This window comes from Mesorhizobium tamadayense (assembly GCF_003863365.1).
GTDB classification, from domain to species: domain Bacteria; phylum Pseudomonadota; class Alphaproteobacteria; order Rhizobiales; family Rhizobiaceae; genus Mesorhizobium; species Mesorhizobium tamadayense.
Genome location: NZ_RQXT01000067.1, coordinates 16,761 through 30,951, shown reverse-complemented (window position 1 = coordinate 30,951; position 14,191 = coordinate 16,761). Strand labels below are relative to the sequence as shown.

The 14,191-nt window shown below is 65.2% G+C and carries 14 protein-coding genes; 5 read left to right on the top strand and 9 right to left on the bottom strand.

What is annotated here, in order from left to right; translation table 11 throughout:
* Positions 1-41: 41 nt before the first annotated feature.
* Positions 42-1,076, bottom strand: coding sequence for an aldo/keto reductase (locus EH240_RS32830; protein WP_125006342.1), 1,035 nt, complete (start codon positions 1,074-1,076; stop codon positions 42-44).
* A 44-nt stretch (positions 1,077-1,120) separates the two neighbouring features.
* Positions 1,121-2,302 (bottom strand): MFS transporter, encoded by a 1,182-nt coding sequence (locus EH240_RS32825; RefSeq protein ID WP_125006340.1) that lies wholly within the window; start codon positions 2,300-2,302, stop codon positions 1,121-1,123.
* A 122-nt stretch (positions 2,303-2,424) separates the two neighbouring features.
* Here EH240_RS32825 and EH240_RS32820 point away from each other — a divergent pair, with 122 nt between their 5' ends.
* Entirely contained in the window at positions 2,425-3,330 is a 906-nt protein-coding gene (locus EH240_RS32820; RefSeq protein WP_125006338.1) for a LysR family transcriptional regulator, read from the top strand.
* Between the two features lie 64 nt (positions 3,331-3,394).
* Here EH240_RS32820 and EH240_RS32815 read toward each other — a convergent pair whose 3' ends face one another.
* From EH240_RS32815 to EH240_RS32795, 5 genes are all read right to left on the bottom strand, one after another.
* Positions 3,395-4,444, bottom strand: a complete 1,050-nt coding sequence (locus EH240_RS32815) for an aldo/keto reductase (RefSeq protein WP_125006336.1) — start codon at positions 4,442-4,444, stop codon at positions 3,395-3,397.
* A gap of 111 nt (positions 4,445-4,555) precedes the next feature.
* Complete coding sequence (locus tag EH240_RS32810; RefSeq protein ID WP_125006334.1) at positions 4,556-4,957, bottom strand: type II toxin-antitoxin system VapC family toxin; 402 nt, start codon at positions 4,955-4,957, stop codon at positions 4,556-4,558.
* Positions 4,957-5,211, bottom strand: a complete 255-nt coding sequence (locus EH240_RS32805) for a type II toxin-antitoxin system Phd/YefM family antitoxin (RefSeq protein WP_125006332.1) — start codon at positions 5,209-5,211, stop codon at positions 4,957-4,959. Before EH240_RS32805 ends, EH240_RS32810 begins: the two co-directional genes overlap by 1 nt.
* A 94-nt stretch (positions 5,212-5,305) precedes the next feature.
* Positions 5,306-5,713, bottom strand: coding sequence for a hypothetical protein (locus EH240_RS32800; protein ID WP_125006330.1), 408 nt, complete (start codon positions 5,711-5,713; stop codon positions 5,306-5,308).
* A 118-nt stretch (positions 5,714-5,831) separates the two neighbouring features.
* On the bottom strand, positions 5,832-6,512 hold the full coding sequence (locus tag EH240_RS32795; protein WP_125006328.1) for a YggS family pyridoxal phosphate-dependent enzyme: 681 nt from the start codon (positions 6,510-6,512) through the stop codon (positions 5,832-5,834).
* 146 nt (positions 6,513-6,658) lie between these two features.
* On the opposite strand from EH240_RS32795, the gene leuS reads away from it, so the two are divergent.
* Together leuS and EH240_RS32785 are read left to right on the top strand one after the other, a co-directional pair.
* On the top strand, positions 6,659-9,301 hold the full coding sequence (gene leuS, locus EH240_RS32790; RefSeq protein WP_125006326.1) for a leucine--tRNA ligase: 2,643 nt from the start codon (positions 6,659-6,661) through the stop codon (positions 9,299-9,301).
* Positions 9,288-9,869 carry an LPS assembly lipoprotein LptE gene (locus EH240_RS32785; protein ID WP_125006324.1) on the top strand — a complete coding sequence of 194 codons (582 nt, stop codon included), beginning with the start codon at positions 9,288-9,290 and terminating at the stop codon, positions 9,867-9,869. The genes leuS and EH240_RS32785 overlap by 14 nt, the downstream gene beginning before the upstream one ends.
* A 282-nt stretch (positions 9,870-10,151) precedes the next feature.
* On the opposite strand, the gene fsa is transcribed toward EH240_RS32785, so the two are convergent.
* Positions 10,152-10,808 (bottom strand): fructose-6-phosphate aldolase, encoded by a 657-nt coding sequence (fsa, locus tag EH240_RS32780; RefSeq protein WP_125006322.1) that lies wholly within the window; start codon positions 10,806-10,808, stop codon positions 10,152-10,154.
* Between the two features lie 91 nt (positions 10,809-10,899).
* On the opposite strand from fsa, the gene EH240_RS32775 reads away from it, so the two are divergent.
* A complete protein-coding gene (locus EH240_RS32775; RefSeq protein WP_125006320.1) occupies positions 10,900-13,083 on the top strand; it encodes a primosomal protein N' in 2,184 nt (727 codons plus the stop codon).
* A 6-nt stretch (positions 13,084-13,089) separates the two neighbouring features.
* Here the strand turns inward: EH240_RS32775 and EH240_RS32770 are convergent, their stop codons facing one another.
* Complete coding sequence (locus EH240_RS32770; protein WP_125006318.1) at positions 13,090-13,290, bottom strand: type II toxin-antitoxin system Phd/YefM family antitoxin; 201 nt, start codon at positions 13,288-13,290, stop codon at positions 13,090-13,092.
* Positions 13,291-13,354: 64 nt separating this feature from the next.
* Here EH240_RS32770 and EH240_RS32765 point away from each other — a divergent pair, with 64 nt between their 5' ends.
* A complete protein-coding gene (locus EH240_RS32765; RefSeq protein ID WP_125006316.1) occupies positions 13,355-14,050 on the top strand; it encodes an aspartate/glutamate racemase family protein in 696 nt (231 codons plus the stop codon).
* The last annotated feature ends 141 nt before the right edge of the window (positions 14,051-14,191 follow it).

The following is a 14,191-nucleotide window of genomic DNA, read 5'->3' as shown; positions in this document are numbered from 1 at the left end:
CCCGCAAGGGGGGGAGATTGGCAGCTTCAGCGCCGGCACGCTCAAACCGTCGGCGGGTTCAGCCGGGCGAAGCCCTCCTGACGCCGATAGGGAAAGTAAGGATACGGCGCGGTCACTGCGCTCGCCTCATCGAGCGCCTTCATCTGCTGCGGCGTCAGTCTCCAGCCGACGGCGCCGAGGTTCTGACGCAGCTGCTCCTCGTTGCGCGCGCCGATGATCACGGACGACACGGTCGGCCGCTGCAAGAGCCAGTTGATGGCGACCTGCGGCACGGTCTTGCCGGTTTCGGCGGCAACGGCCTCGAGCGCGTCGACCACATGATAGAGATGCTCGTCCTCGACCGGCGGGCCGAAGCTCGCGGTGTCGTGCAGCCGGCTGTTTTGCGGCGGCGGTTGGCCGCGGTGGATCTTGCCTGTCAGCCGGCCCCAGCCGAGCGGGCTCCACACCAGGGCGCCGACGCCCTGGTCGAGGCCGAGCGGCATCAGTTCCCATTCATAGTCGCGACCGACCAGCGAGTAGTAGACCTGATGCGCGACATAGCGCGGGTAGCCACGCTTGTCGGCCAAGCCGAGCGATTTCATCACCTGCCAGCCGGAGAAGTTGGAGACGCCGACGTAGCGCAGCTTGCCCGAGCGCACGAGGTCGTCCAGCGTCGACAGAACCTCCTCGATAGGCGTGCCGGCGTCGAAGGCATGGAGCTGCAAGAGGTCGATATAGTCGGTGCCGAGGCGCTTCAGCGCCGCGTCGACAGACAGGATCAACCGTGAGCGCGAGGAGCCATAATCGGCGGGTCCGTCGCCCATCGGCAGCGAGGTCTTGGTCGAGATCAGCACCGCGTCGCGGCGACCCTTGATCGCCTGGCCAAGCACCTCCTCCGACGCGCCGTTCGAATAGACGTCGGCCGTGTCGAAGAGATTGACGCCGGCTTCCAGGCAGATGTCGAGCAGCCGACGCGCTTCGCTTGCGTCGCTGTTGCCCCAGGCGCCGAACAGCGGCCCGGAGCCGCCGAAGGTTCCGGCGCCGAAGGAAAGCGCCGGCACTTTGAGGCCAGAGGCGCCAAGACGTCGATATTCCATGATTTTCTCCTGTGATGTCGAAAGGATCTGGTTCGTCGAGCTCGCTACGAACGTGCGGATACCGGCTGGCCGAGCGCCGGGCCGCGATCAAGGCGAAGCGCCAGCGCGGCCACGGCGAGCGCGGAGAGCGGCAGCAGGGCGGCGATCCACGCAACGGCGCCGAGGCCGGGTCCATGGGCGATGACGACGCCGCCCAGCCAGGCGCCGGCGGCATTGCCGAGGTTGAAGGCGGCGATGTTGAAGGACGAGGCGAGGCTCTGGCCGGCGCCCTCGGCCTTCTCCAGCACCCACATCTGCAGCGGCGCGACGGTGGCGAAGGCAGCGGCGCCAAGCAGGCCGATGGAGACGACGGCCCCCACCTGGCCGCGCAGGGCGAAGGTCATCGCGCCCAGCACCAGCGCCAGCACGACGAGGCTGCCGAGCACGGACGGAACCAGCCAGCGGTCGGCGGCCTTGCCGCCGATGAGATTGCCGACGATGAGGCCGCCGCCGAAGACGAGCAGGATCGGCGACACCGCCGCTTCAGGAAAGCTGCTGATCCTGGTCAGGATGGGAGCGATATAGGTGAAGACGGCGAAGACACCGGCATAGCCGAGCACGGTGGTGGCAAAGCCGAGCAGGACGGGCGGGCGGCCGAGGACGGCGAGATCGGTGCGGAGGTCACTTTTTTCGGGCGCCGCCTTGGCGCGCGGCACCAGGAAAAAGATGACAGTGAAGGCGACGACTCCAACCAGCGTCACCGCCCAGAAGGTCGCCCGCCAGCCGAAGGCCTGGCCGAGCCAGGTGCCGAAGGGAACGCCGAGGATGTTGGCAATGGTCAGGCCGGTGAACATCAGCGCGATCGCCGAGGCCTTCCTGTTGGGCGCCACCAGCCCGGTCGCTACGACCGAGCCGACGCCGAAGAAGGTGCCGTGGGCGAAGGCGGTGAGCACGCGGGCGCCCATCAGCGTCCAGTAATCCGGCGCCAGCGCGCAGGCGAGATTGCCGGCTGTGAAGATCGCCATCAGCGCCAGAAGCACGGTCTTGCGCGGCCAGCGGCCGGTGGCAATCGTCAGCAGCGGCGCGCCGACGACGACGCCCAGCGCATAGCCGGAAATCAGCTGGCCGGCGGCCGAAATGGAGACGCCGAGATCGGCGCTGACATCGAGCAGCAGGCCCATGATGACGAATTCGGTGACGCCGATGCCGAAGGCACCGGCGGCGAGGGCGTAGAGAGCAAGTGGCATGGCGATGGTCCGGTTGGTCGTGGAAGGACGCCCAGTCCCGCGCCCCGGACCGGAAGATCGTGATCCGCCAAGCTGTGAACCAGCCTTGCACCAGGCATATTTTCTGTGAAATAGATTCACGAATGGCGAGACCCGACATCAACCGCTCCGGCGAGATCGAGGTGTTCGTCCGCGTCGTCGAGGCGGGCAGTTTTTCTGCCGCGGCGCGGGCGCTGCGCATGACGCCGTCGGCAGTCAGCAAGCTGATCGCGCGGATGGAGGCACGGCTTGGTGCCCGCCTTGTCAGTCGTTCGACGCGCCGCTTGCTGCTCACCCCGGAAGGCGCCGCCTTCTACGACAGCGGCGTGCGCATCCTGGCCGATATGGCGGCGGCCGAGCGCGATGCGGCGGCGGGCGCGGCGCCGCGCGGCCGCCTGCGCGTCAACAGCTATGTGCCGTTCGGGCAACACCGGCTGATCCCGCTTCTGTCGCGTTTCCTCTTACGCTATCCCGAGATTTCGGTCGACGTGGTGCTGACCGACCATGTCATCGACCTGATGGAGGAGCGTGCCGATGTCGCCATCCGCGCCGGGCCGCTCAGCGAATCGCGGCTGGTGGCGCGCAAGCTCGGACAAAGCCCGGTGGTGGTCGTGGCGGCGCCGGCCTATCTCGCGGCGCATGGCACGCCGCGGACATCGGCCGATCTCGACCGCCACAACCGGATGGGCTTCTGCTTTGCCAGGCATATCGACGGTTGGCCTTTCCTCGACACTGCCGGCCAGCCCGTCATCGTGCCGATCGAGGGAAATGCGCTGGTCAGCGACGGCGAGGCGATGCGGTTGATGGCGGTCGCCGGAGCGGGGATCGCGCGGCTGGCGCGCTGGCATGTCGAGCCAGACATAGCGGCAGGCCGGCTTGTGCCGCTGCTGGAAGAGTTCAATCCCGGCGATGAGGAACCGACGCACGCCGTCTATGTCGGGCAGGGCAAGCACCTGCCGGCCAGGGTGCGTGCTTTTCTGGATTTCCTGGTCGAGACGGTGCGACTCTGACGTGGACGCGAAAAATGCCGCGCGCCCGAAGGACGCGCGGCTGCTCAGCCAATATGGGTGAAGACTAGGCCTTGGGCACGAAAGGCGCTGGGTGCCGGCCGGCGCCTTGCCGCTCCAGCATCCAGCCGGGATATTCGGAAGGCAGCGCGCTGAACTCGTCGAGCCTGGCGAGATCGTCGGCGTCGAGCTTCACGGCCGTCGCGGCGAGGTTCTGCTCGAGCTGGTCCATGCGGCCGGCGCCGATGATGACGCTCATCACGAAGGGCTTGGCCAGCACATAGCCCAGCGCCACCGTGGCGACGCTGACATCATGCTTCCTTGCGATCTCGCGCATGACGGCGACCGCCGCCCAGGCGCGGTCCTCGTCGACCGGCGGGAAGTTGAAGCTGGCGCGGCGGCCCTCGCCATTGCCCGGCGCGCCCGGGCCGTATTTGCCGGAAAGCAGCCCGCCGGCCATCGGCGACCACACCATGAGACCAAGCTTTTCCTCGTTGAGCAGCGGCACGATCTCGCGCTCGAGATCGCGGCCGGCGATCGAGTAGTAGGACTGCACCGTCTCGAAGCGGGCGTAGTCCTTGCCCTCGGCGATGCCGAGCGCCTTGGCGATGCGCCAGGCTTGCCAATTGGAAACGCCGACATAGCGGACCTTGCCGCTGGAAACGAGGTCGTCGAGTGCCCGCAGCGTCTCGTCGATCGGCGTCACCGTGTCGGTGCCGTGCAATTGGTAGAGGTCGATATGGTCGAGCTGCAGCCGCTCCAGGCTGCCGTCGATCGAATCCATGATATGGCCGCGCGAGGAGCCGCGCTGGTTGGGACCTTCGCCCATAGCGCCGTGCACCTTGGTGGCGATGACCACGTCAGAGCGCTTGACGCCCAGGTCCTTGAGCGACTGGCCGAGCAGCCGCTCCGACTGGCCGAAGGAGGAGACGTCCGCGGTGTCGAAGAAATTGACGCCGGCGGCGATCGAGCGGCCGACGATCTCGTTCACGCCTTTCTGGTCGAGGCTGGCGATGAGGCCCCATTGGGCGTTCTCGGCGGCGGCGCCGAAGGTCATGGTGCCGAGGCAGAGTTCGGAGACGAACATGCCGGTGTTGCCGAGTTGGTGGTGGCAAATAGGAACGGTACGTTCCGTTTCAAATGCTGGAGCAGTCGCGAGAACAAACTGGCGTTATGGTCGCCCAGCCGAAACGGGATTCTCGGAAGCGACACAGGCGATACCGCCGGATCAGATTTCCCAAGGGTTGAGAACGGTAACGCCGGTGCCTTCGAAGTCGGCGACGTTTCGCGTGACCAGGATAAGGTCGTGGACGAGGGCGGTCGCAGCAATAAGCGTATCTGCGCTCCCTCGCGTGCGGCCCGCAGTGATTCGGCCCCAAACCAGCGCGACCTCCTCGGTGATCGCAAGGATGCGGTCGGCATTGTCTCGTCGCAGTTCCCGCAGCCATAGGTCGAGGCGCGTTGCCTTTCCGGAATCGACCTTGCGCAATTCGACGATCCCCCGTTCGATCTCGCCGAGGGTGATAACGCTGAGGTTAACGGAGGCCGGGTCGACCGATGCCAACCATGCCGTCGGCTTCGGCAGCCGTCGTTCCACATCCGAAACGACGTTTGTGTCGAGCAGATACATCAGAGATCGATGTCACGAAGCATAGTGTCCGGGCGGCGGTTTACCTCTTCGGCGAACGAATCATCCCAGACTGGGCCTGTCAAAAGATACTCGGCAAGGGTCTTCGTCTTGCCGGATAAGCGATCATAGTCCTCGGCAGCCAGCACGACTGCCGCGGGCTTGCCGCGTAGGGTGATGGTCTGCGGTCCCTTTTCACGAGCCTGCTGAACCAGCTTCGAGAGATTGTTCTTTGCGTCCTGCAGATGCCAGTTCATGGGAATCTTCCTAGCTAGCTTGGCTAGATATACGCCAGACCGGCCTGACCATCAATGTTGCGTGCTTGTCGCGATGCTCAGAGGCCAGCTCAATTTACCCGACCAGCCGCGCCAGGATCGCGAAGGCCGTCATGCCGAAGGCGACGGCGGCGAGCGGCAGCAGGATCTCGACGAGCGCTGTCCTGGCGGTCATGCGGTTGCCTTGCCCGATATCGAATTCGCCGGCGAGCCAATCCTCGAAATCGCCGGCGGTCGTGCGGCTGTGGAGGTGATGCCGATGCCAGACATGTCCGGCGATCGCCGGCAAGCCCACCGAGATGACGAGGAAGCCGGTCATGACGACAAGAAGATAATCGGCATAGCTGCCGCCGCCGAAGCCCGCCCAGGCGGAAAGGGCATACCACGCCGCAAGCGCGGCCATCGCCAGATAGACATGCGGGTGCAGCCTGTCGAAGACGTAGCGGTTATGGGAGCGGCTGTGGGGAACGTGGTCCCGATTCATGATGCCCTCCTTCGACATTGCGAGGGAACGGCCATCGACATTGCGAGGGAACGGCCATGACGGTCGCTTCAGCTTCTTTGCCGCAGGTAGGGAACGGTCCCGATATCGCAATGCGGTGCTATGACGCGGCCGGCTTGGGCCTCTCGCCGAAGACAGCCGAGCCGACCCTGACGCCGGTCGCGCCGAAGGCGATCGCGGTCTCGTAATCGCCGGACATGCCCATCGAGAGTTTTTCGACGCCGGCCTCGCGGGCGATCTTTTCCAGAAGCGCGAAATGCGGGCCGGGATTCTCGTCGGCCGGCGGAATGCACATAAGGCCTTCGATGGCGAGGCCGTGCACCTCGCGGCAACGCTTGACGAAGGCGACCGCCTCGCGCGGCTCGATACCGGCCTTCTGCGGCTCGGAGCCGGTGTTGACCTGGACATAGAGTTTTGGCGAACGGCCTTGCCTGGCGATCTCCTTGGCAAGCTCGGCGGCGATCTTCTCGCGGTCGACCGTCTCGATGACGTCGAAAAACGCCACCGCTTCCTTGGCCTTGTTGGATTGCAGAGGGCCGATCAGATGCAATTCGATGTCGGGAAACGCCTCCCTCAGCGCCGGCCATTTACCTTGGGCTTCCTGGACGCGGTTCTCGCCGAAAACGCGCTGGCCGGCTTCCAGAACGGGCCGGATCTCGTCCGCCGAAAAGGTTTTGGACACCGCGACCAGCGTGACGGCGCCGGGCTCGCGCCTTGCCTCGCGCTCGGCGTTTGCGATCCTCGCCTTGACCGCGTGAAGCTGTTCGGCGGCACTCGTCATGCCCATATCCTGTCTATGGTTTCAGCGCCAACGCCGGATCGCCACTGTTGACGGGTCCGGCAATCCATGGTGAACACCGCGACGACATTTCCTCGGCTGCCGGCCCAGTCCGGCGCCGTGTACCGCTTTTAAGTGAAAAACATCCGATGGCAACCGAACGTTACAATCCGCGCACGTCAGAGCCCAAATGGCAGAAGGCCTGGGCCGAAAAGAAGCTTTTCGAAGCCCAGAACGACGACCCGAAGCCGAAATACTACGTGCTCGAGATGTTCCCTTATCCGTCGGGGAAGATCCATATCGGCCACACCCGCAATTACACGATGGGCGATGTGGTGGCGCGCTACAAGCGCGCCAAGGGCTTCAACGTGCTGCACCCGATGGGCTGGGACGCCTTCGGCATGCCGGCAGAGAACGCCGCGATGCAGAACAAGGTCCACCCCAAGGATTGGACCTATGAGAACATCGCCGTCATGCGCGAGCAGCTCAAGATGATGGGCCTGTCGCTGGACTGGGCGCGCGAGTTCGCCACCTGCGACGTCGACTATTACCACCGCCAGCAGATGCTGTTCCTCGATTTCGTCGAGAAGGGGCTGGTGACGCGCAAATCCTCCAAGGTCAACTGGGACCCGGAGGACATGACGGTGCTCGCCAACGAGCAGGTCATCGACGGCCGTGGTTGGCGCTCGGGCGCGCTGGTCGAGCAGCGCGAGCTGACGCAGTGGTTCTTCAAGATCACCGATTATGCGCAGGACCTGCTGGAGTCGCTCGACCGCCTCGACGAATGGCCGGAAAAGGTCAAGCTGATGCAGCACAACTGGATCGGCCGCTCGGAAGGGCTGCTGATCCGCTGGCCGCTGGCCGCGCCAAGTTCTGGCAAGACTGGCGGCGATATGCACGAGCTGGAAGTTTACACGACCAGGCCGGACACCATCTTCGGCGCCTCCTTCATGGCGGTCGCGGCAGACCATCCGCTGGCGAAGAAGGCCGCCGAGAGCAATCCGGCGCTGGCTAAGTTCGTCGACGAGGTCCGTCACATGGGCACGTCGGTGGCCGCACTTGAGACGGCCGAGAAGAAGGGTTTCGACACCGGCATCCGTGTTGTCCATCCCTTCGAAGAGACCTGGACGCTGCCGGTTTATGTCGCCAATTTCGTGCTGATGGACTACGGCACCGGCGCGATCTTCGGCTGCCCGTCGGGCGACCAGCGCGATCTCGATTTCGCCAACAAATACGGCCTGCCGGTGATCCCGGTGGTGATGCCGGAAGGTGAAAATCAAGGAAGCTTCCAGATCATCGAGGAGGCTTATGTCGGTGACGGCGTGATGATCAACTCGCGCTTCCTCGACGGCATGAAGCCGGAGCGGGCGTTCGACGAGGTGGCGAAGCTTCTGGAGCAAAAGACGATCGGCGGCCGGCCGATGGCGGAGCGCAAGGTGAATTTCCGCCTGCGCGACTGGGGCATCTCGCGCCAGCGTTACTGGGGCTGCCCGATCCCGATGATCCACTGCGAGGCCTGCGGCGTCGTGCCGGTGCCGAAGGCGGATCTGCCGGTCAGGCTGCCCGACGACATCGAGTTCGACCGTCCGGGCAATCCGCTCGACCGCCACCCGACATGGCGGCATGTGAAGTGTCCGCAATGCGGCCGGGATGCTCGGCGCGAGACCGACACCATGGACACCTTTGTCGATTCGTCCTGGTATTTCGCGCGCTTCACCGCGCCGTGGGCCAACGAGCCGACCGAGCCGAAGGCGGCGAACGAATGGCTGGCGGTCGACCAGTATATCGGCGGCATCGAGCACGCGATCCTGCATCTGCTCTATTCGCGCTTCTTCACCCGCGCCATGCGCGAGACCGGCCATCTCAATCTCGCCGAGCCGTTCAAGGGCTTGTTCACGCAAGGCATGGTGGTGCACGAGACCTACCGTGTCGGCGGCCCGTCGACCAATGGGCGCTGGCTGTCACCGGGCGAGGTCAGGATCGAGGATGTCGGCGGCAAGCGCCGCGCAATCGAAATCGCGACCGGCGAGGAGGCGACGATCGGCGCGCTCGAGAAGATGTCGAAGTCGAAGAAGAACACGGTGAGCCCGGAAGAGATCACCGACGGCTACGGCGCCGACACCGCACGCTGGTTCATGCTGTCGGACTCGCCGCCCGAGCGCGACGTCGAATGGACCGACGAGGGTGCTGCCGGCGCGCATCGCTTCGTGCAGCGCGTGTGGCGCCTGGTGCAGATCGCGGCCGAGCAACTCCCCGGCGTGAAGCCGGCCGCGGCGAGCGAAGGTGAGGCGGGCGCCGTCTCCAAGGCCGCGCACAAGATCCTGAAGGCAATCGGCGAGGACATCGAGAAGCTCGGCTTCAACCGGGCGATCGCCCGCATCTACGAGCTTGCCAACGTGCTGACCGGGCCGCTCAACGACGTCGCCGAAGGCAAGGCCGATGCGGCGCTGAAGGGCGCCTGCCGCGAGGCCATGGAGATCCTGGTGCATGTGATCGCGCCGGTGATGCCGCATCTGGCCGAGGAATGCTGGGAGACGCTGGGCGGCACCGACATGGTCGCCGAACGGCCGTGGCCGGTCTACGATCCGGCCTTGGTCGTCGACAACGAGATCGTGCTGCCGGTGCAGGTCAACGGCAAGAAGCGCGGGGATTTGACAATTGCCCGCGACGCGGATCAAGGTGCCGTCGAAAAAGCGGTGCTGGCTCTCGACTTCGTGCAAAAAGCGCTCGAAGGTAAGGCCCCGCGCAAGGTCATCATCGTCCCGCAGAGGATCGTCAATGTCGTTGCCTGACCCGGAAAAGTCACAGGCGGCGCGTTTGCTGCGCCGCGCGGCTCTCTGCGGCCTTGTCGCCTCGCTGGCGCTGGTCTCGGCCTGCACGGTGCGGCCGCTCTATTCCAACCAGCCGCTGACAGCGGGGTCGCAGGTCGGCGCCGCTGCTGAACTGGCATCGATCTCGATCAAGCCGGTCGGCACGCGCTACGCCCAGCAGGTGCGCAACAATCTGATCTTCGCTTTCGGCCAGGGCTCGGGCGAGCCGGCCTCGCCGGCCTACACGCTCGACCTCGGCGTCACCGAGTTGGTCGAGTCGGCGGCCATCGTCCAGGTGCAGACCGAAGAGGACGAGCCGACGGCGGGCACCGTGACGCTTACCGCCAACTATGTGCTCCGAGATACCGCGACAGGCGCGGTGGTCGCGGTCGGCAAGCGTTCGATCCCCTCGTCCTTCGACCGGCCGCGCCAGGAGTTTGCGGCCTATCGGGCGCAGATCGACGCCGAGAACCGCGCCGCCCGCGAGCTTGCCGATCTGCTCAGGCTGGCGATCGCCCAGGACTTGGCCAAGTACGGCAAGAAAGCCTGAGGTGTGTTGATATTCAGGTGAGGCCGGCCTGCGAACGGAGGTTCCCTCTGCTTCCGGCCTTCGCGGGCCGAAGCACTCATGAGTCGCTGAGTCGCCGCACAGTTAAGGCTACGGCCGGCACAGGCCGGTGCTCACGTACGTCAAGTACGCTCCGCTCCGGGTCTCGGAACCCGTCATTTTCGGCTCGGCCTGAACTGAATCTCAACACACCTTCGCGCACCGCTTGTATCCACAGAAAAAGGCCGGTTGCCCGGCCTTTTTTGTTTCTGACAAGAGACGGGATCAGCTGATCTTCTGGCCGGTCTTGGCCCAGTCGGCGAGGAAGGCGGCGAGGCCCTTGTCGGTCAGCGGATGGTTGACCAGCGCCTTCAGCGTCGCCGGCGGCGCGGTCACGACATCGGCGCCGATCAAGGCCGCCTGCTTGACGTGGTTCACCGTCCGCACCGAAGCCGTCAGGATCTCGGTCTTGAAGTCGTAATTGTCGTAGATGGTGCGGATTTCCGAGATCACCTCCATGCCGTCCGAGCCGGTGTCGTCGATGCGGCCGACGAAGGGCGAGATGAAGGAGGCGCCGGCCTTGGCGGCAAGCAGCGCCTGGTTGGCCGAGAAGCAGAGCGTGACGTTGACCATGCGGTTCATCTCGGTGCGGATCGTCCTGCAGGCCTTCAGCCCATCCAGCGTCAGCGGCACCTTGATGCAGACATTCGGCGCGATCTTGGCCAGCACCTCGGCCTCGGCCATCATGTCCTTGAACTCGGTCGCCACGACCTCGGCCGAGACCGGGCCTTGGACGATATCGCAGATTTGCTTGGTGACCTCGGAAATCTTGCCGCCCGATTTCAGGATCAGCGACGGATTGGTGGTGACGCCATCGAGTAGCCCCAGATCGTTGAGTTCCTTGATCTCCTTGATGTCGGCGGTGTCGACAAAAAACTTCATGGCGGTCTCCTTGGGAATTTCCTGGTGCCGACTGGCACGTTCGAGGGGTCACTCTTTGATCTAGAGCAAAGTCGGGGCAAGGTCACGCTTGATGATCGAAGATTCGCCCTTTGTCGCGGCCGCTCCGGTGCTGGTGCCGATGCCGGCCGAACGGCCCTACACCTATGCCGTGCCGCCCGGCATGCGCGTGGTGCCGGGCTCGATCGTGCGCGTGCCGCTCGGGCCTCGGCAGGTCGCAGGCATCGTGTGGGACGGCGTCGTCGAAACCGTCGATCCGAGGAAGCTTCGGCCGATCGAGGAGGTCTTCGACTGTCCGCCGATCGACAAGGCGATGCGCCGCTTCGTCGACTGGATCGCGCAATACACGCTGTCGGCGCCCGGCATGGTGGCGCGCATGTTGTTGAGGGCGCCGGAGGCCTTCGACCCGGAGCCCTGGATCGAAGGGCTGCAGCGCACGCTTGCCGAGCCTGACCGCATGACCGACGCGCGGCGGCGGGTGTTGGAAACCGCCGAGGGCGGACTTGCCTGGACGCGCTCCGGCCTCGCCCATGCGGCTGGCGTCTCCTCGACCGTCATCGACGGCTTAAGGGCGCAATGCGTGTTCGAGACGGTGATGATCCCGCCAAGGCCGGTGGTCGCGGCGCCCGATTCCGGCCATGCCGTGCCGGAATTGATGCCGGACCAGAAGGCCGCGGCCGACAAGCTTCGCAGCGCTGTCGCCGCGGAAGCCTTCAACGTCACCCTGCTCGACGGCGTCACCGGATCGGGCAAGACGGAAGTCTATTTCGAGGCGGTGGCGGCGGCGCTCGACAAGGGCAAGCAGGTGCTGATCCTGCTGCCGGAAATCGCGCTTACTCATGCCTTCCTCGAGCGCTTCCAGGACCGGTTCGGCGCCAAACCGGCGGAGTGGCATTCGGACCTGCCGCCCAGGATGCGCGAACGCGTCTGGCGGCAGGTGGCGGAGGGTGGAGTGCGCGTCGTTGCCGGGGCTCGCTCGGCGCTGTTCCTGCCGTTCAAGGAACTAGGCCTGATCGTCGTCGACGAGGAGCATGACCCGGCCTACAAGCAGGAGGACCGCGTCTTCTACAATGCGCGCGACATGGCGGTGGTGCGCGGACATATCGGGGCCTTCCCCGTCGTGCTCGCTTCGGCGACGCCGTCGGTCGAGAGCCGGGTCAACGCCGGCCAGGGCCGCTACAGCAGGGCCGTGCTGTCGTCGCGCTTCGCCGAGGCGGCGCTGCCTGACCTGAAATCGATCGACATGCGGCGCGCGCCGCCGGCGCGCGGCCGCTTCCTGTCGCCGATCCTGTTGGAGCAGATGCAGCGGACGCTGGAGAGACAAGAGCAGTCGCTGCTCTTCCTCAACCGGCGCGGCTATGCGCCGCTGACGCTCTGCCGCGTCTGCGGCCACCGCTTCGGCTGCCCGGTCTGCTCGGCCTGGCTGGTCGAGCATCGGTTTCGCGGCCAGCTCGTCTGTCATCATTGCGGTCACAACGAGCGGCGGCCGGAGGCCTGCCCCGAATGCGGCACCCTTGATCACCTGGTGGCGTGCGGGCCGGGTGTCGAGCGCATCGCCGAGGAGGTGGTGGCGCATTTCCCGGAGGCGCGCACCATCGTGCTGTCGTCCGATCTTCTGGGCGGTGTGCGAAGATTGCGGCTCGAGCTGGAGGCCGTCGCCAACGGCGAGGCCGACATCGTCATCGGCACGCAGCTCGTCGCCAAGGGCCACAATTTTCCCGGCATGACGCTGGTCGGCGTGGTCGACGCCGATCTCGGTCTCGCCAATGGCGACCCGCGCGCCGCCGAACGCACCTTCCAACTGCTCAGCCAGGTGACGGGCCGCGCCGGCCGCACCGGCAAGAAGAGCCTCGGCCTGCTGCAGACCTACCAGCCGGACCATCCGGTGATGCGGGCGATCGTCTCCGGCGATTCGGAAGCCTTTTACGAGCGCGAGATCGCCGAGCGCGAGCGGGCGGCTTTGCCACCGTTCGGTCGGCTCGCCGGCATCATCGTGAGTGCCACGACGCGGGCAGAAGCAGAAAGCCATGCGCGAGGATTGAGACGGACGGCACCACAAGCCTCCGATCTCTTCGTGCTCGGACCGGCCGAGGCGCCGCTGTCGCTGATCGGCGGCCGCCACCGTTTTCGCCTGCTGGTGCAGGGCGAGCGGCGCGCCGACATGCAGGGTTTTATACGCGCCATGCTGGCGGACGGGCCGAAACTGAGGGGTTCGGTGCGGGTGCAGGTCGACATCGACCCGCAGAGCTTTCTGTGAGGGAACTCAGCCGTTCTGTCTGTTGGTGGTTTCCGGTTTGAGCTGTTGCGGAAGCTCGTCTGGATACAAACGACGTGCGTCCTCGATCGATATCAGTATAGCTACTGGTCGTCCGCGCTTAGTGATCGTTGTCGGGCTGCCCGCGCCAGCTTCACGGATCAAGGCGCACAGCTGGTCTCGCGCTTTGCCGCTTGCCGTGGTTCTCATTTAGTGCTCCTCGCTATCGTTCTCCAAAATGTATCATGAAACGCCCGGAAAAAGAGATACGGCTTTGAAAACCTTAGGCCTGCTTGGCGGCATGAGCTGGGAATCTACGGCGATCTACTATCGCCTGCTCAACGAGATCGTACGCGAGCGGCGCGGCGGCCTGCATTCGGCCAAGCTGCTCCTATGGTCGTTCGATTTCGCCGAAATCGCCGAGCGCCAGCATGCGGGCGACTGGGAAGGTGCCTCTGCCATTCTCGTGGAAGCGGCGCGCGGGCTTGAGGCGGCCGGCGCGCAAGGCCTGGTGATCTGCACCAACACCATGCACAAGCTGGCCGACGATGTGCAGGAGGCTGTATCGATCCCGCTCATCCACATTGCCGACGCCACGGGGCGCGCCGTCGTCCATGCAGGTGTGAAGCGCCCGGCGCTGCTGGCGACGCGCTTCACCATGGAACAGGATTTCTACAAAGGGCGGCTTGCCGACAAATACGGCCTGCAGCCGGTGGTGCCGGACCAGGCCGGCCGCGACATGGTGCACCGGATTATCTATGACGAGCTCTGCCGGGGCATCGTCGAGGATGGCTCGAAGGCCGCCTTTGGCGCCGAGGTTGGCCGCATGCGGCGCGACGAGATGGTGGATAGCGTCATCATGGGCTGCACCGAGATCACCATGCTGATCGGTCAAGGCGATTTCGACATTCCGGTGTTCGACACCACGCGCATCCATGCCGAGGCCGCGATCGACTTCGCGCTGTCTTGATTGGGCGCTGTCCTGATCGGGCGCCCTCCTGATTGGACGCTCTCTTGATGCGCTCTTTCTAAAGTGCCGGCGGCCATCTGGCGTCCGGATTTTCCTCGGCTAGAATGCCGGCAATTTCAGAACAAGAATTTACGAGGGGAA